21 protein-coding genes are annotated in these 20,365 nt (G+C 41.7%); 8 read left to right on the forward strand and 13 right to left on the reverse strand.

The genetic code is table 11. From position 1 onward, the window contains the following. The first annotated feature begins 150 nt into the window (after window positions 1-150). Together ACH784_RS14200 and ACH784_RS14205 are read left to right on the forward strand one after the other, a co-directional pair. On the forward strand, window positions 151-735 hold the full coding sequence (locus ACH784_RS14200) for a CIA30 family protein (RefSeq protein WP_404391254.1): 585 nt from the start codon (window positions 151-153) through the stop codon (window positions 733-735). Window positions 736-994: 259 nt separating this feature from the next. Continuing rightward, entirely contained in the window at window positions 995-2,164 is a 1,170-nt protein-coding gene (locus tag ACH784_RS14205) for an acyltransferase family protein (protein WP_404391256.1), read from the forward strand. A gap of 255 nt (window positions 2,165-2,419) precedes the next feature. Here ACH784_RS14205 and ACH784_RS14210 read toward each other — a convergent pair whose 3' ends face one another. The 3 genes from ACH784_RS14210 to ACH784_RS14220 form a co-directional block, all read right to left on the reverse strand. Then, window positions 2,420-2,668, reverse strand: coding sequence for a DUF3297 family protein (locus ACH784_RS14210; protein WP_058028947.1), 249 nt, complete (start codon window positions 2,666-2,668; stop codon window positions 2,420-2,422). A 79-nt stretch (window positions 2,669-2,747) separates the two neighbouring features. Beyond that, entirely contained in the window at window positions 2,748-4,061 is a 1,314-nt protein-coding gene (locus ACH784_RS14215; protein WP_404391259.1) for an MDR family MFS transporter, read from the reverse strand. Window positions 4,062-4,226: 165 nt separating this feature from the next. Beyond that, on the reverse strand, window positions 4,227-4,709 hold the full coding sequence (locus ACH784_RS14220) for an MgtC/SapB family protein (RefSeq protein WP_404395276.1): 483 nt from the start codon (window positions 4,707-4,709) through the stop codon (window positions 4,227-4,229). Between the two features lie 279 nt (window positions 4,710-4,988). On the opposite strand from ACH784_RS14220, the gene ACH784_RS14225 reads away from it, so the two are divergent. After that, on the forward strand, window positions 4,989-6,317 hold the full coding sequence (locus tag ACH784_RS14225; protein ID WP_404391261.1) for a hemolysin family protein: 1,329 nt from the start codon (window positions 4,989-4,991) through the stop codon (window positions 6,315-6,317). 68 nt (window positions 6,318-6,385) lie between these two features. On the opposite strand, the gene nth is transcribed toward ACH784_RS14225, so the two are convergent. Continuing rightward, entirely contained in the window at window positions 6,386-7,057 is a 672-nt protein-coding gene (gene nth / locus ACH784_RS14230) for an endonuclease III (protein ID WP_404391263.1), read from the reverse strand. 214 nt (window positions 7,058-7,271) lie between these two features. On the opposite strand from nth, the gene ACH784_RS14235 reads away from it, so the two are divergent. From ACH784_RS14235 to ACH784_RS14245, 3 genes are all read left to right on the forward strand, one after another. Beyond that, window positions 7,272-8,687, forward strand: coding sequence for a S41 family peptidase (locus ACH784_RS14235; protein ID WP_404391265.1), 1,416 nt, complete (start codon window positions 7,272-7,274; stop codon window positions 8,685-8,687). Between the two features lie 142 nt (window positions 8,688-8,829). Continuing rightward, the gene (locus ACH784_RS14240; protein WP_390448986.1) at window positions 8,830-9,669 is read left to right on the forward strand and encodes an AAA family ATPase; all 840 of its coding nucleotides are present in this window, start codon (window positions 8,830-8,832) and stop codon (window positions 9,667-9,669) included. Between the two features lie 4 nt (window positions 9,670-9,673). Beyond that, on the forward strand, window positions 9,674-10,858 hold the full coding sequence (locus ACH784_RS14245; protein ID WP_404391267.1) for a VWA domain-containing protein: 1,185 nt from the start codon (window positions 9,674-9,676) through the stop codon (window positions 10,856-10,858). Here ACH784_RS14245 and ACH784_RS14250 read toward each other — a convergent pair. The 4 genes from ACH784_RS14250 to ACH784_RS14265 form a co-directional block, all read right to left on the reverse strand. Further along, window positions 10,855-11,370 carry a helix-turn-helix transcriptional regulator gene (locus ACH784_RS14250; protein WP_404391269.1) on the reverse strand — a complete coding sequence of 172 codons (516 nt, stop codon included), beginning with the start codon at window positions 11,368-11,370 and terminating at the stop codon, window positions 10,855-10,857. The genes ACH784_RS14245 and ACH784_RS14250 overlap by 4 nt on opposite strands. A gap of 8 nt (window positions 11,371-11,378) precedes the next feature. Beyond that, a complete protein-coding gene (locus ACH784_RS14255) occupies window positions 11,379-12,101 on the reverse strand; it encodes a cytochrome b/b6 domain-containing protein (RefSeq protein ID WP_404391271.1) in 723 nt (240 codons plus the stop codon). A gap of 264 nt (window positions 12,102-12,365) precedes the next feature. Next, window positions 12,366-12,614 carry a hypothetical protein gene (locus tag ACH784_RS14260; protein WP_404395277.1) on the reverse strand — a complete coding sequence of 83 codons (249 nt, stop codon included), beginning with the start codon at window positions 12,612-12,614 and terminating at the stop codon, window positions 12,366-12,368. A 125-nt stretch (window positions 12,615-12,739) separates the two neighbouring features. After that, window positions 12,740-12,922 (reverse strand): hypothetical protein, encoded by a 183-nt coding sequence (locus ACH784_RS14265; protein WP_404391273.1) that lies wholly within the window; start codon window positions 12,920-12,922, stop codon window positions 12,740-12,742. 248 nt (window positions 12,923-13,170) lie between these two features. Between ACH784_RS14265 and ACH784_RS14270 the strand changes: the two genes are divergently transcribed. Next, window positions 13,171-13,419 carry a hypothetical protein gene (locus tag ACH784_RS14270; protein ID WP_404391275.1) on the forward strand — a complete coding sequence of 83 codons (249 nt, stop codon included), beginning with the start codon at window positions 13,171-13,173 and terminating at the stop codon, window positions 13,417-13,419. A gap of 61 nt (window positions 13,420-13,480) precedes the next feature. Here ACH784_RS14270 and lanKC read toward each other — a convergent pair whose 3' ends face one another. Together lanKC and ACH784_RS14280 are read right to left on the reverse strand one after the other, a co-directional pair. After that, window positions 13,481-16,159 (reverse strand): class III lanthionine synthetase LanKC, encoded by a 2,679-nt coding sequence (gene lanKC / locus ACH784_RS14275; RefSeq protein WP_404395279.1) that lies wholly within the window; start codon window positions 16,157-16,159, stop codon window positions 13,481-13,483. Window positions 16,160-16,172: 13 nt separating this feature from the next. Beyond that, window positions 16,173-16,349 (reverse strand): hypothetical protein, encoded by a 177-nt coding sequence (locus ACH784_RS14280; protein WP_404391277.1) that lies wholly within the window; start codon window positions 16,347-16,349, stop codon window positions 16,173-16,175. A gap of 206 nt (window positions 16,350-16,555) precedes the next feature. Between ACH784_RS14280 and ACH784_RS14285 the strand changes: the two genes are divergently transcribed. Next, the gene (locus tag ACH784_RS14285; protein ID WP_404391279.1) at window positions 16,556-17,248 is read left to right on the forward strand and encodes a VC0807 family protein; all 693 of its coding nucleotides are present in this window, start codon (window positions 16,556-16,558) and stop codon (window positions 17,246-17,248) included. Window positions 17,249-17,316: 68 nt separating this feature from the next. Here the strand turns inward: ACH784_RS14285 and ACH784_RS14290 are convergent, their stop codons facing one another. From ACH784_RS14290 to ACH784_RS14300, 3 genes are read right to left on the reverse strand one after another with little or no spacing between them, the layout of a single operon-like run. After that, window positions 17,317-18,918, reverse strand: coding sequence for a GMC family oxidoreductase (locus ACH784_RS14290; RefSeq protein WP_404391281.1), 1,602 nt, complete (start codon window positions 18,916-18,918; stop codon window positions 17,317-17,319). Between the two features lie 11 nt (window positions 18,919-18,929). Beyond that, window positions 18,930-19,376, reverse strand: a complete 447-nt coding sequence (locus ACH784_RS14295) for a hypothetical protein (RefSeq protein WP_404391283.1) — start codon at window positions 19,374-19,376, stop codon at window positions 18,930-18,932. Next, window positions 19,373-20,332 carry an acyltransferase family protein gene (locus tag ACH784_RS14300; protein ID WP_404391285.1) on the reverse strand — a complete coding sequence of 320 codons (960 nt, stop codon included), beginning with the start codon at window positions 20,330-20,332 and terminating at the stop codon, window positions 19,373-19,375. The genes ACH784_RS14295 and ACH784_RS14300 overlap by 4 nt, the downstream gene beginning before the upstream one ends. Window positions 20,333-20,365: the final 33 nt, after the last annotated feature.

Below are 20,365 nucleotides of genomic sequence, written 5' to 3' on the forward strand. Positions count from 1 at the left end.
CTACTCTGCAAAAAAGGTGACAACAAAAATTAAAAAAATTTTTTGTGATTTATTTTGTCACCTTTTCGAACCACCCGACACTTATTGATTAAACCAAGCAAAAACGCCGCAGGCTTTTTGCAGTCGAAAATCAACATAGAGCACACTAACATGACATTTAAACACTTTATAGAAGTCGTAAAACTTACCCTGCTATTTAGCTTTTCACATGCCACTTGGGCGGGAGAGTCGCAAACACTGGTCGATGATTTTAATTCGACCTCACAAAACAATATGGGCTTTGAAAGACTTTTTATTGACGACACCAGCGCCGGCGGTAAAACCACAACCCAGATAAGCGTAAGTAATGGCCTACTTTCAGCCAAGGGCGATATTGTACCGCCTCGGGGTCAGCCTGGTTGGGCAAGTTCGGTGTTGCCACTTAACGAATTTGGCAAACAGCTCGATGCCAGCCAATATCAGGGCATTGTTATAAAAGTTAAAATCAACCAAGGCATGCTGTCGGTGTCAGCCAATAGCAGTGCGATTGATAACTACGACTATCATGCACTTCCTGTCATGATCAAAGCGGATGGACAATTCCATACCGTCAAATTGCCTTTTAAAGACATGAAACGCGCATGGTCGGCACAAACACCACTAGATCCTAAAACTCTCAATAGCTTAAGCATTGTTGCGTTTAGCCTGCAACAAGCCAAATTCGATTATCAAATTGATGAGATTGGCTTTTATTAACCTGAGTTTTGGTTAAGAAATTTACTAACGTATTGATATTGAGAAAGTAAGTCATTTTTAACGTCTGCAGCCGGAGACTTTTAGCGATAACAAGGCGAATTTACGCGTCAATAGCTGGCCTATTGCAAGTGAATTCAACGCAGTTAGTGTTGAAAGTAGCCGCTGGAGATAGATTTATTATCCATAGCTCAGGTTTATTAATACCGCAATTAGTAAGGCCTGAATGCAGGCCTCTCCCTTCACTTTGAGAGACATAACAATGACAACCACAACCCGATTGCACTATTTAGACGCAGTTCGTGCGTACGCTTTATTACTGGGCATTGTCTATCATGCCAGTCTATCGTTTTTACCTATCTTCATCGGCTGGGCGGTGATGGATATCTCAACCAGTGACTGGGTGTCGGTGTTTGTGTTCATTAGCCACGCGTTTCGTCTAGAGGTTTTCTTTTTAATTGCCGGCTTTTTCTCTTGTATGACGCTACAAAAAGTCGGTATAACGCGGTTTTTAACATCGCGATTTACACGGATTGTGCTGCCGTTTTTACTAGGCTGGATATTGCTTAGGCCACTACTGGTGTCAGGCTGGATAATGGGTGCTGAAAGTATGCAAGGTGACGCGAATATAATCGCGGCTTTAGTGACAAGCTTTAGCGATTTTAAAGGCTTATCTATGAGTTTATTTGTCGGCACACATTTGTGGTTCTTGTACTACCTCACTCTGGCTACTTTTCTGACATTATTACTCTACTTACTCCATACCAAGCTTTCTCAATTTACGCCTAAATTAGCTGGCAGAATGCACTTTATTCTTGTGCATACGCTTACCAGAAAAGGCTTGTACTTACTTGTTATTCCTCTGTCTGCTTGTTGCCTTTGGTATATGCAGCACTGGGGAGTCGATACCCCAGATAAAAGCCTAACACCACAATGGCCAGTGCTATGTTTATATAGCGGTTTCTTTTTGTTTGGCTGGGTATTATTCAATCACCAAAATGCACTTGCAGATTTTACGAAGCTGAGCGCTTTTAAACTAGGTGCTTGGTTATGTAGCTGTATCGCCGCAGTCTTGCTCTCTCGTTATCAAATGCAATATATGCATGAGTACTATCTACAGATCAAAGTCGCCTTTGTAATGAGTTATGCCGTAATGATGTGGACCTCTTGCATGCTGTTTATTGGTTTATTCAAAGAATTTGCAAACAAACCAAGTACCTTCACACAAAAACTTGCCAACCACTCTTACTGGCTGTACTTAGTGCACCTGCCTATTGTTGTTTGGCTGCAAGTGGCTGTGGCAGAGCTCAACTGGCCAATTTTATTGAAACTATGTGTGATCTGTGTAACAACTCTTGCTGTAGCTTGGTTGGTAATGCCAAGAAAAGCCATCTTAAGAAAGCTAAGTATAAAGCGTATGCAGAGTACTTAACCTGAGCTTTGGTTAAGAGATTTACTAACGTATTGATATTTAATTGATAAGCACTTTTTCAACTCTGCAGCCGGAGACTTTTAGCGATAACCAGGCGAATTTACGCGACAATAGCTAGCCTATTGCAAGTAAATTCAACGCAGTTAACGTTGAAAGTAGCCGCTGGAGATAGATTTATTATCCAGAGCTCAGGTTACTTAAATAATTGATGGGTAATATACAAAGGAGTAAGCAGGCGCTTACTCCTCACAGTGATTAGCGGAAGAATACTTCAACTTCACCTTTTGATTTGATCAGCATAGGTTGACCGAAACGGTCTAGCGCCTTAGGTGCTGCTGTTTTGATCCAGCCTTCGCTGATGCAGTATTCTTCTACATCGTTACGCTCTTTACCTTTGAAACGCACGCCGATATCGTGCTGTAAAATCTCTTCGTTGTAGAACTTGCTACGAGGATTAATTGAAAGGTGATCAGGAATTGCTGGTAAATCTGTTTTATCAGTCATAATCTTTTCTTAAATACAGTGTAAAAACGCGCCTATTGTAGGTAATAGTGTTTAACCGCTCAATAGGCAACAACGAATTTTAACGCAGTTCGGCTTGTGGCGAAGCAAAGTCTGGTCGAGGAAGCTTTTCTAATACGTAGTACAACCCCATCACCACAACACACATGACTGAGCAAGTCACAAACAACCAGAAACCGCCAAATAGATCTAAAATAATGCCACCGCCAAGGGGCGCAAAGGCAAAACCAAAATCGTAAAACGCTGACGCGCCAAAATAAGCGCCCCTTAGATTATCCGGCGCAATACGGTCTATATGTACGTTCATGGTCGGGAATAAAATCGCCTCAGCCAAGCTCAAGACCACCACTGCACCTATCCAGCCCCAGAAGAAACTCGGCACATTGAGTGCCATAAACACTTGTGAGCACATCAACAAAACTAAGCCAATTTGAATACGATGCACCAATTCAACCTTAGCCATGATCCGTAATAACAAAAACTGGCAGGTGATGATCACCATGGCATTGGTAAATATCAGTGACGAAACTAGCTCAAGTAATTGCGGGACATTCTCGCGAGTCAGATATTGTATTAATGAACTATCCATTTGCCCGTAAATAAATAAACAGATGACATTGGCTAATATCAAACACTGAAGTAAGCGATCTTTGGCTAAAATAGCCAAGGTTTGCTTCATGCCGATACTTTCTTTTACAGGTTCATTATTCTCTAATTCTGTCGAACTAGTACTTTGGTTCTCTGTACTTTGCAGAGACTTTTCATGCTGCGTCTTTTTATGATGAGACCTTTTATGATGGGAAAAACCCCACACTAGCAGCCCTAGCAAAAATGCAAAGGCCACGGTTGTGATATAAAAACTCGACTGCTGGCCTGTTAAACCCAACCACACACCCGCAATTGGACCCACAGCACAACCCACGTTCACGATGAAATACATGCTCTGCATCGCCAGTTCTCGTGTTTTACTGTCATCAATAATGTCACCAATCAGCGCCGAAGCTAGAGGTCGCCAAAGCGCTGTGGCAATCGAGCACAGGGTGATCACGATGGCAAACATTGTGACGGTATCGGCCTCAGCCAATAGAGAAAAAGATACGATATAAAGGACACCCGTGGCATACATAACCGTTTGTCGACCTAGCTTGTCAGAGAGTGTACTGCCAATAAAGCTGACAAAAACCGCCACCACGGCCGCCGTCGATAGAATTAGCCCGACCTCAGTCGCGCTTAAGGCAAATTTATCGTACAAAATGACCGCCAAAAACGGCCACACCATAAAGAAGCTCCCCCGAGTAATAAAGGAGCCAAAAAGTAATATCCACATCAGCAAAGGGAAATCCTTCACCCGTGAGAACGAGAGTTCACTGCTCATAATTAATTGTTCGCAAATAATAGTTAGCTTGACGCTGAAATTAATAAAAATGGAAGTGGGTGTTGGGATGCCCTGAATTTTCATCATGACGCTTATTTATTCAGCTGTCACGATGAAAATTGGCTTTGAATTATATTGTTACAAATTAAGATAGTTTAACTGTGATCAGCGCTGCTTGTTCTTCCAGTTATTAAATCTACTGTGTACACCCCGTGTCAGTGATGCAGAGTAATCTTCAAGCACATCAACACCATATAGAATACCAACTACCAATATCGAAAGCTTAATTGCAGCGAGTTCTCCCGCCACACTGATAGCGACACCAATCCCTGCAAGTACCCAAATCGTCGCTGCTGAAGTCACACCGACCACAATGCCATCTTTGGCAAGCATTACACCGGCACCTAAAAAGCCCACGCCCGTCACGACTTGGCCTATGATCCGCGATGTATCGGTTACATCATTATTCAGTGAGTTCGACGCAGCGATAAACAAGTAAGTACCAAGCACGATTAAAGAAGAGGTACGAATACCAACGGGTTTGCCTCGTAACTGACGCTCTAAACCAACAATAAAGCCACATAAAATGGCGGTGCCTAATTCAGTCCAAGTAAAAGGGTCAATCGAGAATAACTCGGCAAGTGTGATGTTCAATGCTTTAAAAATCCTAACAGAAATAAGTGTAAATTAACGCCGCTATGCTAGCCTAATTTTCACTCATCACCTACAAAAATAAAGCGTGCTAGCAAAAATAAAAAAAATAACTTGAAAAACAGCACAAAAACACAGTAAACCACTGATTTAAAACACATTAAAATAATTTAAAATAATCATTGCACAGGCCTAGTTTATCCTTAATAATTGCTCACTTTTTGTTTAAACCCGCTGTGATACATTAAACTCGGGTACTTACTTTTTAGGAACTCAATGAGCGACTTACTCGCTATCAGCATCTTAATTTTCTTTGGTGCTTTATTTGCTATGTCTGAGATATCGATTGCTGCTGCGCGTAAAATAAAATTACGCGTCATGGTCGATGAAGGCAGCAAAAATGCCGAAACAGTATTGGCTTTACAAGAGCAACCAGGGCGATTCTTTGCGATGATCCAAATCGCACTGAATGCCATTGCTATTTTGGGCGGTATTATTGGTGAGCAAGCGCTGGCTCCCTACACATCAGAGTTAGTGTCAGTGTTTTATTCTGGGCCTTTACTTGGGCAGATAAGTTTTTTGCTGTCGTTTTTTATCATTACGTCACTGTTCATCTTATTCGCCGATTTATTACCAAAACGTATAGCCATGATCATGCCCGAAGCGGTTGCCATTCGTGTAGTGAATTTAATGAATATGGTGACACTCGGCCTGACGCCATTCGTACTCATGTTTAATGGTTTAAGTAACCTAGTCTTGCGTATTTTTAAACTCCCCACTGAGCGAGAAGAAATTGTCACCACCGAGGATATCGTGGCGGTCATGGAAGCAGGCGCCCAAGATGGTACTTTGCAGCAACAAGAATACCATCTCATTGGCAGCGTGTTTGAACTAGACAGCCTCACTCTGCCAAGTGTGATGACCACTCGCGAGGCCATTATTAGCTTTGATTTAAGCGACGATAACACAGTGATCAGTGCCGCAATTCAGGCTCATCCGCATAACCAGTTTTTAATTTGTGATGGTAGCTTAGATAAGCTCAAAGGCTATGTTGAATCGAAAGATATTTTGCGTCAGTTGCTCAATGGCGAGAGTGTTCAATTAAGCGAAGAAATCGTAAAAAAAGACATACTTTATTTGCCTGATACACTCACGCTATCAGAGGCTTTAAACGCCTTTAAAAGTGCAAATCAGACGTTTGCCGTGGTGGTCAATGAGTATGCGTTAGTGGTTGGCCTTGTCACTATGAAAGACTTGATCAGCAGTTTTATGGGCGACTTAGTCAGCTATAACTATGAAGAGCAAATTATTCAAAGAGACGCTAATTCTTGGTTAGTTGCAGGTAATACACCCGTAATTGATGTGATAAAACAACTAAATATCAATCATTTCCCAGATATGGATCAGTATGAAACCATTGCGGGCTTTTTGATTTATGTGATGAAACGTATTCCGAAGCGTACCGATAGCTTTATTCACGAAGGCTTTAAATTTGAGGCCATCGATGTTGAAGGTGTGCGTGTCGAACAGTTGCTGATTTCTCGACTTGTTGAGCGCCCAGTTCAAACTAACTCTGAAGAGCGCCCTATAAACACAGATAAATAACTTTCTGCTTACTCCCAACAAAGCAACCTTGTTGGGAGTACTTATCTTATGTCTAAAGCATAAGGTTATTAAGGCTTTTTAATTTTCTTCGGGTGTTTACGATTCGGGTAACAAGTAGTGCAAATCGGGCAAACTAAACCATGACAACTTCTTGCTTGGCAATGCTCTCGGGCATAGTAGATGATCTGCAAATGTAAGTCGTTCCAAGTCTCTTTAGGAAATAAACGCTTTAAGTCTTTTTCGGTTTGCTCAACACTGCGACCATTCGTTAAACCCCAACGCTGCGCTAAACGATGAATATGGGTATCGACCGGAAACGACGGTACACCGAATGCCTGTGCCATCACCACCCCAGCGGTCTTATGACCCACGCCCGGCAGAGTTTCTAAAATAGCCATGTCTTCTGGTACCACACCGGCATGTTGCTCAACTAATATCTCAGACAAGCGTTTAATTGCTTTCGATTTTTGTGGAGAGAGACCACAAGGGCGAATAATGGCTTGAATGTCTTCGACACTTTGAAGCGCCATATCGAACGGGTTATCTGCTAACTCCCACAATGCAGGCGTTACTTGATTTACCCGTTCATCAGTACATTGCGCCGACAACAACACCGCCACCAGCAAGGTGTACGGGTCTTTATGATCTAAAGGAATTGGCGGATTTGGGTAACGCTTTTGCAGCTCAGCCAAAATATAATCAACACGTTCTTGTTTTAATAAGTTTTTTACTTCCACCATTTGCTCTTTTAGTTGGCACAACGTGAGGGCATTATAAAAGTTCAGCCTACTGCATCAAGTAAAATCAAGCTGTCCGCTGTCCGTCCGATATGCGTCCAGTGTCCGAACAGCAAACAGAATAAAAACCCTAACCCATTGAAAAATAGTACTTTAAATTTTGGCACACTCATTGATTTATATACCTTCAATCGCGTTTATTTTTTAAGGACGGACAATGCTTACAACGATGTCAGAACAAGTTACAAACACCCACTCACAACAAACTTGGTTCACTAAATTTAAAACAACCTTAGCAAGCTCATTGCTATTACTTACAACGAGCCAAACAATTTATGCCGATGAATCTTTAGGTCACTTCTCACAAACTTACACGCCTCAGCAAATTCTGGCCGATATCAGCCAATGGGAAAATTTTCTACATAGCACGCATCCAAACTTGGCTCACAGCGTTGAAAACATAGATGACTTTTACACGCAACTAGATAGCTTAAGAAGTTCAATCAAAACCCCAATGACAGGCCAAGCTTTATGGCGCGAACTTGCCAAACTCAATGCCACTATGGCTGACGGACATTTAAGTTTTGATGATGGCAAAAACGCCCAGTGGCGAGCATGGATAAAAGATGGCGTTCAGCTCTTTCCACTCGAAGTGGTGGTGAACAACCAAGGCTTATTTGTCAAAAGTACTTTGGGCGGCGATGCTAATACATATCAAGGTAAGCAAATTTCTCAGATTAACGGCATACCTGCCAGCACTGTGACTGAAGAGTTATTACAGCGCATTGAAGGTGATAATTTAGCCTTTCGCCAAGCATTACTTTCGCGACGATTCGCCATGACTTATCGCTTGGTATATGGCACAAAAGAGAATTTTAATCTCAAGTTTAAAGACGAAGATTCAACCGTCATACTAAACGCGCTAAATCAACAGCCAGAGAGTATTCAGAGCAAGCCTTTTGAACACTACTTCAACTTACAAATGCTCGACAATAAACAAGCAATCTTAACCGTAAAAACATTTGGCTGGGATGAACCTAAAAAGTACTTTGATTTCATGGCCGAAGCGTTTCAACAATTAAACGCCAATCAGGTCGAACACCTATTAATCGACATTTCAGAAAATACCGGTGGCGATGACGAATACTGGATGGCAGGGATCCTACGCTACATAGCTCAAAAACCGTATAAACAAGGCTCAGGTTACAGTGCAAAAATTTTGGCTAAATATCGCGATCCAGGTGAAGTTGTCGGCACTGTTGTGAATGGTTCACTGTCGAGAATGATTAAACCAGAAACCGACAAAAGTAAGCTATTTAAAGGGCAAGTCAGTGTGCTAACAGGGCCCCTAACCTACTCGTCGGCAGTGCTCTTTGCCAATACCATTCAGGACCACCAATTTGCTACTTTAATCGGCACACCAACTGGCGGCCGCAGTACACAGAGCGGCGGGATCCAATTTTTGACACTCAGCAATACACAAATTAGAGCCGTTGTACCTCGCTTTATTTTGGCAAGGCCGAGTGGCAATCAACAAATGACGCCTGTGCAACCAGACATTGAATTAACGATTAACCCACTTAACAAAGCGCAAACCCTAGCTGACGCCTTGTCGCACAGCAGTAAGTTGTAAATTCGCAACAAACGAGAGATTAGTAGAATTAGACTCTACTAATCTCTCCCCCTTATTTTCAACCTGTATACACAATGCTTGATCTCAGAGATGCTTATGGCAGACTTACAGGTCAGATCTCTTAGAAAAAATAGGCAACGTCGTGCAATTTACCGGTACTGAAAACTACATCGCATCTGACTCTCTTAAGCTTGCTGTGAATGCGGCAATCACGCTAGAAAAACCATTATTAATCAAAGGTGAGCCGGGTACAGGTAAAACCATGCTTGCCGAAGAGTTGGCAAAAGCACTCGATACCGAGCTGATCCAGTGGCACATCAAATCAACCACCAAGGCACAGCAAGGCCTTTATGAATACGATGCTGTATCACGTTTACGTGATAGCCAGCTTGGCGATGATCGCGTTCACGACATCAGCAACTACATTGTAAAAGGTAAACTTTGGCAGGCATTTACCGCTGAAAAGCGCCCTATTTTACTTATCGATGAAATTGACAAAGCAGACATTGAATTCCCCAATGACCTGCTTTTAGAGCTCGATAAAATGGAGTTCTATGTATATGAAACACAAGAAGTTGTTAAAGCAAAACAACGCCCGATTGTGATTATTACTTCGAACAATGAAAAAGAGTTGCCGGACGCATTCCTTCGCCGATGTTTCTTCCACTATATCAACTTCCCAACACCTGAAGAAATGGCCAGCATCATTGATGTGCACCACCCAAATATCAAACAAGAGTTAGTGCAAACGGCACTGGGCGTGTTCTTCAACTTACGCGAAGTAAATGGCTTACGTAAAAAGCCATCGACCAGTGAATTAATCGATTGGCTGAAATTATTACTAGCCGAAGACATTGATGCTAAAACACTGCACGATAAAACCCACAAAGGTGGGTTAATGCCATTATTTGGCGCGCTGCTTAAAAACGAGCAAGATGTCAGCCTGTTAGAAAAGTTAGCATTTATGGCCAAGCGCGGTTAACCCCATGCTTATCGATTTTTTCTTCACCCTAAAAAAGTATCGCGTAAAGGCCAGCTTGCGCGAATTACTCGATTTAATTAACGCCTTAAAGCAACAAGTAGTATTTGCCGACATCGACGGCTTTTATGAGCTAGCCAAATTGTGCTTGGTGAAAGACGAAACCCAATTCGACAAATTCGACCGCGCTTTTGCCGAGTATTTTGAAGGCGTTGAAAGCATCGATATTTTTAGTCAGTTACAACAGCATAACTTGCCCAGCGATTGGCTAAGAAAGGAGTTTGAAAAACAGCTCAGTGAAGAAGAAAAAGCACAGCTTAAATCTCTCGGTGGCTTAGACAAACTCATGGAAACCCTTGCCGAGCGTTTGAAAGAGCAACAAAAGCGACATGCTGGCGGTAACAAATGGATTGGCACAGGCGGCACTTCACCGTTTGGTGCCTACGGTTATAACCCCGAAGGTATTCGCATAGGCCAGGATGGCAACCGCCATCGACGCGCTGTGAAAGTTTGGGACAAACGTCAGTTTAAAAACCTCGACCAAGATGCCGATATCAGCTCGCGTACCATGAAGCTGGCGCTTAAAAAACTGCGCAAATTCGCCCGCAGTGGTGAGAGTGACGAACTCGATTTAAACCACACCATCGAAGCCACTGCAAAACAAGGCGGTATGCTCGACGTAAGAATGCAGCCGCAGCGTCATAATGCCGTTAAAGTGCTGATGTTTTTTGACATCGGCGGCTCGATGGACGATTACATTCATACTTGTGAAAAGTTATTCAGTGCCGCACACAGCGAATTTAAGCACTTAGAATTTTTCTACTTTCATAACTGTCTTTATGAACATGTTTGGCAAGACAATGAACGCCGCTTTCAAAATGTGCTCGACACCATGACAGTGATCAACCGCTTCGGCTCAGATTACAAAGTGATTTTTGTCGGGGATGCCACCATGGGCCCTTATGAAATCAACTACCCCGGCGGTAGCGTTGAACATTGGAATGAAGAGCCCGGCAGCGCCTGGTTAAAACGCATCACCAATCATTTTGATAATGTAGTTTGGCTAAACCCACAACCTGTGGATTATTGGCGTTACTATCATTCAATCGACATCATTTATGAGCTAATGGATAAACGCATGTATCCGTTAACTTTAGATGGTATTGGGCGGGCAATTAAGGCGCTGGGTTAGTCTAGATCCCTTGCTGGCAACAAGTCTTCTAAAAAGAACGCCGAGAGTTCTGAACGACCACTGAGGCCTGCTTTTGCATAGATAGACATAGACTGGGCACGGGCGGTTTTTTCGCTCGTGCCTCTAAGCTCAGCAAGTTCTTTTAAACTCATGCCTTTTAACAATAAAAACGCCACTTCTCGCTCTGCGGGAGTCAATTGCCAAAGGGTTAATTGCTCATCGATTAAAATCGATAAACCATCTAAATAGGTTTTAGATTTCTCGCGCCACAATTCGGCCTCTGCTCGATAACCTTTCGCCAGCGCCCGCTCTGACTGTAAGTCTTGTTTAAGCTGAACAATGTCTTTAAAAATATACGCAATACCAATGAGCGCCATAACCCCCGCTGCTCCCTCAATAACAAGATGCCACAGTGCCACACCTTCTTTTAAATCGGTCGAGAGATCTACCGCGATTAATACCGTAATTATTAACAAGGTAGACAGTAAAATCAGACGGTCTTTACGAGTCATAAGCTTCTCTATTCATGCTCATCATAATGTTCATCATGCGCTTTGTGCTCGTCAGTTTCAAACTCTGATAACTGCCAAGTTACCCCAAAAATTGAAGTTGTACGCGTGTGTGGATCAAATTGTGCTATCAAAGTCGTGGTAAATAGCAAAGTAGCCACTAAGCACAGCACGCCCAAAATGGTAAATGTGGCCACAGGTTTAGTGTCATCTGATACCGACTTTTCACCGCTTAGCATACTTTTACCAATGGGATCTCGATATTTAATGGTGTGCAGTGCAATGCCACATATATGCAATACCACCACCAGCATAAACGCATTGGCGCATAACTCGTGCACCTCTTCAATCACCTCATTAAATGGTCCATTGGTCATCAAAAAGCCTGTTACACCTAAACAGGCCGCTAATATCATCATAGTGATTGCCGCCCAGCTCGAAGCAGGGTTATGCCCCACAGAGTGCGAATTGCTGCCACTCAGTGCTCCTTTCAAGTAGTGCATTAACGCGGACAGGTTTAAATTAAAATCAGTAAACTTGGCGTGTTTAGTTCCTACAAAACCCCAAATAACACGCCAGATAAGCGCCATGCACATGGTTGCGCCTGCGATCATGTGATACGAAAAAGTGGCTTGCTCATCGTCTATGGTATTAGCAAGGGTAAAAGCGGTTAAAAAACCAAAGGCAAAAAGCCAGTGAAACACTCGTGTGGGTAAATCATAAACGCGGATCATCGTGGTCGCTCCAACAGTAAAAATCGATATTGAAGATAAACATCAAAATCTAAAATTACATGGAGCAAATGTCTTAGACTGGCCTATTGGGCAAATGACCTATAAAAATTAACGAGTATTTTTATATAGTTAGCGGGTTGCGGGTTGCGGGTTGCGGGTTGCGGGTTGCGGTAATAATAAGCCGCATCAATGTGAGAAGCCACTTTGTAAGACTCATTATGGGCAAACAAAATCACTTCTCATTAGCTGGTGGCAGGGTGTTAATTAGTGGCGTTTTTTAACCCCGTAGCGCACCATGTCTTTGCCGTTTTCGTAAACGTCTTGTGATACCCAGCGACCAAGTAAAAGCTGGTGTTTATCATCTAATACCGCAACAAATGGGCGACCATTACTGTTATTGGTTGCTAAAGCAATCCCTTCAACATTGGTTAATCCTAAACCACCGTTTTCAACCAATAATAAAAAAGCTTCAAGCTCTTCAAGTGTTTCAATGATGTCGTTTTCTTTAATCATGTTTTCATGCTCTAAATACTGAATGAGCATAGGATATCAGGTGTTTGCAAAAGTATAAATTAGCAGGTGTTTTGAGTATGGATAAGAGCCTGTTAGCTGCAGGCTCTGTTTGAATGAAATACCGTTTACATCACCGTACAGTCTTTTTGGTCAGTCACATAGCAGGTTTCTGTTACCACACATTTTTTATCACGACTACACCACTCTGTGATTTTTACACCACCTGCAATTTGAGGAGTTGCTTGTAGATGTAAAGCCGAATCTTTTGATAATGATTTAAGTGGTTTCTTTTGTAATTTTAATTTCATGTTTTTTCCTTAAAAGTTTTTACCCTTAGTGGGTTTAACCAAATTAAGTAAAGACTCTATAGTCGTCAATAGAACTTCACATCAAGTTACAAATTAAGCATCGGCTAGCAAACCAGTACCGCCAAGCTTTACAAAGCACCGTCACCTGAAATCGCTCCGTGCCGCTTGATATTTTTTTGTTTAAAGATAGATTAATTTCTGCTGTATCAAATTTAGGTTCAGCTATATTTAATAAAAGGAAATTAATTATGAAATGTAAGACATTAATTATCGCTGCTGCGACATTTATTATTACCACAGCTTCGGCTCAACAGGCTGTAGCGGCTTCAACACAACAAGTACAAGGTCAAACCTTCTACGAAGTGCTATGTCATGATGCAAATACACATAGACTGATCTCAAGATACATTTGGGATAGCTATGACGAAGCGCAAATTGATTTAAGCACCTGTGAATTTATGGGTGGGGTTGGCAGCTTGAGTATTGGTCGACGATAGACAAGTTAAGTCGGAAAAATATAGAGTAATCACAAGGTATGTGGTTACTCTATTTAGCAAATTAATCTAACAACTCATCCAGCATAAATATTTTATTAGGCTGTTGATTTAAAAGACGGTGATAAAAAAGTGCAACACCCGCTGAGCCTGCGCCTAAATCACTACTTAGTTTTTGACGCATCGCCCCCGGATAAGCTAACCCTTCAGGGTATTGCACACTATAAATATTGATCCCATCAGCGACTTTACAGGCATCTTCAAAATAACTTTTATCATTTAAAATTTGATGAGCATCTAATAAAAATGAACCTATACCCGCCAAGCCTGAAAAGTATCCACTCGAGACTGAATATTTGGCACTTAAGCTTGCCCTTAGTTGATTTATTTCATCCAAGAAGTACTGCTCTTGAGTGACCTTGTAGTAACGCAGTAATACCATCGCTATGCCTGCTGAGCCACATTGTACATATGGATAAAAAATACCTCCGCCGCTGTCAGCAGGAAAACCAATAGAGCCATACTTTTCTTGTTTAAAAGATAAGTCATATTTAAGCGCAGATTTTCCCACCTCTAAATACCGAGACTCTTTTGTTACAGCAAAAAGTTTAAGTAGAAATAAGGCTATTCCTGCGCCACCTTCAATTAAACCAACCGGCGTTTTTTCAGTACCAACTTGAGGCCAATGATAATGACCATTTTGATCTTTAATCTTCTGTTCAAGAATATAATCAGCGTAGCCCTTAGCAAGGTCTAAGTAATAGTCATCATCAAATTGAAGATATAATTTCAATGCACAAAGCCCCGTTCCTGCTAGTCCATACCCTAATGAACAAGAGTCATACAGTTTGCGATGTAAACGGCTTACATTAAACGCCTTCCTTGCCTCTTGTTCTAGGTTTAGCTCTATTAACCCCCAAGCAGCCCCTGCACACCCATTCATTAACCCCGGAGGCAAGTCAGATAACTCATGATAGGTTTGGTTTGTTAACCACTGTGCGAGCGCATCAGGTATTTCTCCTTGCGTGATTTTCCAAGCATATGCCACGCCTAACTCACCATGATTCATCGCCAGAGCAAACTCTCGTTTGTTATCTAGAGGCAGTGCATATTCCATTCTTTGCGATGCTAAATGAGCTTCACAAAATTCAAAAATGCGTTTCGGAAATAGCTCTAACCTTGCGTAGTCAAATTCTTGATATTGACACTTTTCCATCCTTCCTAATTCAATTTGCTCAAGCAATGCTTTACTTTGATGCAAAGCATCGCGGTCACCTTTAAGCAGCAAGTCAATCGCTCTGCTAATTTCACTTGGTAATAAAAAGTCGCGCTCAAGGTGAGCTGTTAAGGTTTTCGCAAAATCTTCATCGTACGACAGCATATAAGTCGTAGGCATCAAAACTGAGAGCAATACACAACCTAACGCATAAATATCATCACCAAAATCTGGCAGAGATTTATCTGGACGGTCTGCCGTGTAAAAACCAGGAGTGTAAAGATTGACTTCAGGATCAATCTGCTTTTGAAAGGCACCTTCAAAATCAATAAGTTTAGTTTTAAGGGTCTCACTATCAACCATAATGTTGTTGAATGAGAGATCACCAAAAACAATCTGTTTCTTATGCAGCTTTTCGACCATTTCAACAATGTTTAGGCTTAAGGTTTTAAATTTAGCTAACCAATTATTAAGTTCAGAGGAGGTACAATTTGCGTGAATAAATTGGCTAATATTGACCGAAAAATTCTTCAGCGTTGAGCCCGTTAAAAACTCTTGAACCATGAAATGATGAGTCCACGCTGAATACATTCCATAAGGGGCTGGCGCTATGTCATCTTGGGCAAGCACTTGCATCAACCTAAGTTCTTTTGTTAGCAACTTAATGACACTTAAATCACCACTATTCATACCAACATATGGCCGAGCTTCTTTTATAAGCACTGTATTATCAGTGGCTTTTTCTTTTCCTACATACACACCGCCAGCATTCGAATGCTTGATACAACTAATAAATTTAAACTTATCGAACAATTCAGAACTACTATCGCCAGTTGTGTTTTGCTCAACTTGCTGACTCGAAAACTCATAGTCTTTATCGGTAATAAACGCTGGTGTGATGTACTTAGGGCTTCGAATATCTTCGACTTCAAAAAAATCATTGTTTAAGATCTGAGATGTTCGCTCACCAAAAATATCTATCTGTTCTATCCGTTTGAATCCACCATACCGATAAAAAACAACTTCAGAGTCTTTATAAGGTTTATCTGAGAGAATATAGGGCCCTTTGCAATCTTTGAAAGCAATATAGAGGGCTTCGATAAGTGCATCGAACTTGCTGGGTTCAGGGTAAATTGTAATAAACTTTCCCGAGGCAGAGCGAGTGCAGTTTTTACTGAGTAATTGCGACAGCGTGGCGGGATCGCTGGCAAATTTAAATTCAGTATTGTGGGCTAAACAAATTTTTAGCGCCGTCTCTAAAGTCCAGATATCACTATCGTGATGGCAACTGATGTGAATTTTCCAACCTTGATTGGGATAATTTTTTTTTGGTGCGAGAACTTGGGTCCAGAAGAAACCTCGACTTAAACGCCAACCATTAGGAAGCTGAGATTTAACTCTATCGCTGTAATCAGTAGCTGGCTCTTTACTATGACGAGGTAAATGAATATTTCGAAGACTATTTAGTTTTTTTTTATCATTATAAACTCCAACAAAGGGAGCTAAGCTCCCTTTTGAACTAGAAATTACCTCAAAGTAATTACTTCAATACTTTCTTGTTGCTACGGCAGTCGTTGCTCCATGTGCTCCATTCGTCATCATCAACGCCGCCACAACCTTCACTTGCAGTACTCCAGTCTTGTACTTCAAAACGACCGCCTGCAATTTGCTCTAGTTCTTGTAGTTCTAAAACTCTTTGTTTTTCTAAATTATTCATTTGTATATTCCTTATGTATTTAATAAATTCTCGCTCTTTAAGAGCAAATCTACTATTGCACAGCATTGAAATGTGATCAATATGTAAACAGTTAAAAATAAATTAACAAACCTCTCTACCGTTTTATATTCACCTGAAAGAGATTGCAGTTAGACAAGAAGGTGTCATACACTCTGACAAATGCTCAGTGACTCATAGAGGTTTCAGTGACACAGCAAGAAAACAAACCGAGCGGCTTTTTCAGCCAGCTGCTATTCAATATTATTATTCCCGTTATTATTCTTACTCGTTTTTCAGGCGCAGAACATTTGGGGCCAAGTATAGGCGTGGCGGTTGCCCTCGCATTTCCTTTAGGTTTTGGGTTATGGGAATTAAAGAAAACTGGCAAATTTAGTTTTATCTCTATTCTAGGCATTGTTTCTGTACTCTTAACCGGTGGGATCAGCTTATTAGAACTTGATGTAAAATACATCGCCATTAAAGAAGCTCTGGTACCCGGTCTAATCGCAATCGCGATTTTTGTAAGCCAACACACGAAATACCCACTCCTAAAGACCATGCTGTTTAACCAAAATACGTTAGACGTGGCACGTATTGAAAAAGCGCTCGAAGAAAAAGGGAATCTCGATAAACTGCCGAAAGTACAAACTGTGGCTTCGAATATTTTAGGGGCTTCGTTTGTGTTCTCTTCTGCGATGAACTATATCTTGGCAAAAATGATTGTCGTGAGTCCCACAGGCACCGAAGCGTTCAATAATGAACTTGGCAGAATGACGGCGTTAAGTTACCCGGTGATTGCGATACCAAGCATGATTTTGTTTTTTGTGGCACTTTATTACCTATTAAACACCATCAAAAAGTTATCAGGGTTAACCCTTGAAGAAATGTTTCCTGAATAAAAATAGCCCCGCAAATGCGGGGCTAGTTTTTTGCTTAGGCCTAAGGTATTAATAATAACTCAGGTTAATTAGGCGGCTTGCTTATTATGTTTTAATAATTGCGCAACATGCTCTCCCACTCTCAACCCTAACGCACCAATCGTCAAAGTTGGGTTAACGCTTGAAGCACTGCTAAATACAGTACCCCCATTTAAAAACAGGTTTTTATGAGCATGCGCCGCGCAGTTTTTATCAACCACCGAATCATGTTCATTATTCCCCATGATGGTAGTCCCTAAAGTGTGAGCGTCAGAACCCATGTGCATTTCTACATGCACTTTCGCACCAATTTTCTCAGCAATTTGATGATATAAATCACGGCTATGTTCGGCGCTTTTTACTACATAATCTTCGACTGACCATTCAACCACGGGCATCGGCAGTCCAAGAAAGTCTTTTTTATCGCTTAAATAAATTCGATTGTTTGGATCAGGTAACTGCTCGTGTTGTACATATGAGCTAAATCTATGGGTTGCGACGCGTGCGATTTCTTTATTAAGTGCTTCGCCAATATAACCTTTATCAATAAGTTGCTCAGCAACCGATTCAAGATGATTACCGTTGAGGATCGAGAACTTCTTTGCCGCCATCGATTTTCTAAATTCTCCATCCATAAATTGCGTTATGCCAGTGATCCCCACAGGACCTCGACCTGCGTAAACAGGAAAATCACAATCAAAAGTGGCGTAAATATGCGGATGATCCATCAAGTTTCGACCCACTAAGTCATTTTGATTCGCAATGCCAGTTGGGCTGTGTTTGGTTTTTGAGTTAAGCAGAATTTTTACTGTCTCAATGGCGTTGGCCGACAAAATATAATGATCGGCTGTAACCTTATATTCTCGTCCATCTGGCTCTAAATAAAACAGCCCAGTGATATTGCCTTGCTCATCATCTTCTAAACGATTAACCACGGCGTTGTAACGAATATCCGCACCCATTTTAAGCACTTTTTCAAGTGTCATATCGGCGCAGTATTGCGCACCTATCGGGCAGATAGGAATACAGTTATTGTTACCACAACAAGATGGGCGATTATCATAAGCACGGCTGTTACGAGAAACAGGCTCTTGATATAACTTCATGCCCAAAGACTCAAGTGGCTTCTCTAACACTTTATCCATATAGGTAAACTGTAATGGCGCCATAGGAAATGGCTGGCTTCTTGGCGAATCAATATGAGGGATTTCAGTGCCCGACACCCCCATCTCATATTCAGCCTCACTGTAGAATCGCTCTAAGTCATCATAACCAATTGGCCAGTCTCGACCGATGCCATAATGGCTTTTTAATTTAAAGTCTTTAGCAATAAAACGCCAAGAAACCGATCCCCAATGCCAGGTCGTACCGCCGGCATGACGCACATAACTGGTATCGTAAGACTTTTTTGTTGAAGTGATATAGTCAGGATCACCGATAGGATCAGCGTGGCGAGCATGGGGTGCCGCAGGATAAGGAGCCATTGAATCCCAGCGAGCTGTAGCGCGACTAATCTTAACCAGCTCTTCTCGGTTTAAGCGCTTACCCGCTTCGAGGATCAAGGTTTTCACACCAGCTTCTACTAATTTCTTTGCGGCCATCACACCAGCAACCCCAGTCCCTACAACGACGGCTTGATAATGTTTACTCATTGTTTTACCCCTTAAATCGACGCCCAATAATTGGTCGCGCCACTACACACGATACGAGGTTTATAGACTTCTGGCAGAAGCTTACGGCTGTATCCCCCCGAAAAATCATAACGAGCATCAAAGTGATTGATGTATTTGCCCGTATAAATGCCCTTCATAATTTTCTGTACCACCAATTTAGTGGCTTGATCGCTCTTGCCATAAGCACTGTTAACATTGCTTGCTTGCATGAGCGCTTTTAAATGACCGCGCTCCTGCTCGTTCAGTTGCACCACTATTTGCGGCACTATGTCATTTAGATAACCGCTATCAACAGCAAAAATAGCCCCAAGCTTGTCGCCTAGCCCCTTGAACTCATTAACTAGGTTTGAAACTTCTGCACGGGCATAGCCATTCCAAAATGCCGAGGCGACCGACAGCGACACAACGCCCTTTATAAATGCGCGACGACCACTCATTTAGCCACCTCCTGAGTATTTGCAAAACTGCGAATGGTTTTCTGACAAAGTAGAAATAAGTACACGGTTAAGGCCGATAAACAGCTAGAAAGTAAGAACTTAGTGAGCGTGCCATGGGGCATATTTTGAGTGTGAATAAAGTAGTTAAACCATGGATGGATTAAGTAGATCCCTGTCGAATACGTGGCGATATCTTTACTCAGTGTACTTTGGCGTTTTGGGAATTTTTGATAGAAAAATAAGAACACAATCGGTGCAGTAACTATCAAACAAAACGGAATATCGTAACCTTTGATTTCACCGTGATATTGAAAATTCAGCACACTTTCGAGCATGATCAAAGCACATGCCACAATCAAGTGTAACCAAGTGACCTGAAACAATTGCCCGCCCTGCTTTTCAAAACGACGGAACAAAAAGCCAATAATCAAAAATGGAAACGCCATAAATAACGCATTGCGGTAATACAGATACCCCGACTCGAATGGAATAAATCCATATACATCACCGTACTGCATGAAACACCCAACCACAAAAAGGCATAATGCGATGGTTGTGAGTCTTCGAGTTGAGAAGCCACTCACAAAGCGAACAAATACTACGCCGACGATCAACGCTGAGATATACCAAAGGTGGTTGTAACCCATTAAGAACGTCAGCAAGAAACTGCCAAAATTCTCAGCGGCTAAACCAATGTAAAAGTAAGAATAGACAAATTGCCAAATTAAAAATAACCCTAATAAGTAAGAGAACACCTTGCTTTCTTTGTTGTTCACAAAGGTCTCATACAAATAAAAGCCATTGATAATAAAGAACACAGGCACCGCTATCCTAAACAGACCCTGTGCAAACACAGAACTTAGTAAATGGTCATGATAAGACAAAAATCCAACATGAATGCCCACCACCATAATCGACATAATCAGTTTTAAGTAATCTAAACCAACGTCACGCATGTTCACTCCTTGAGAACAAGACCGACCGCTTTA

Source organism: Pseudoalteromonas phenolica, from assembly GCF_044788725.1.
GTDB classification, from domain to species: Bacteria; Pseudomonadota; Gammaproteobacteria; order Enterobacterales; family Alteromonadaceae; genus Pseudoalteromonas; species Pseudoalteromonas phenolica_C.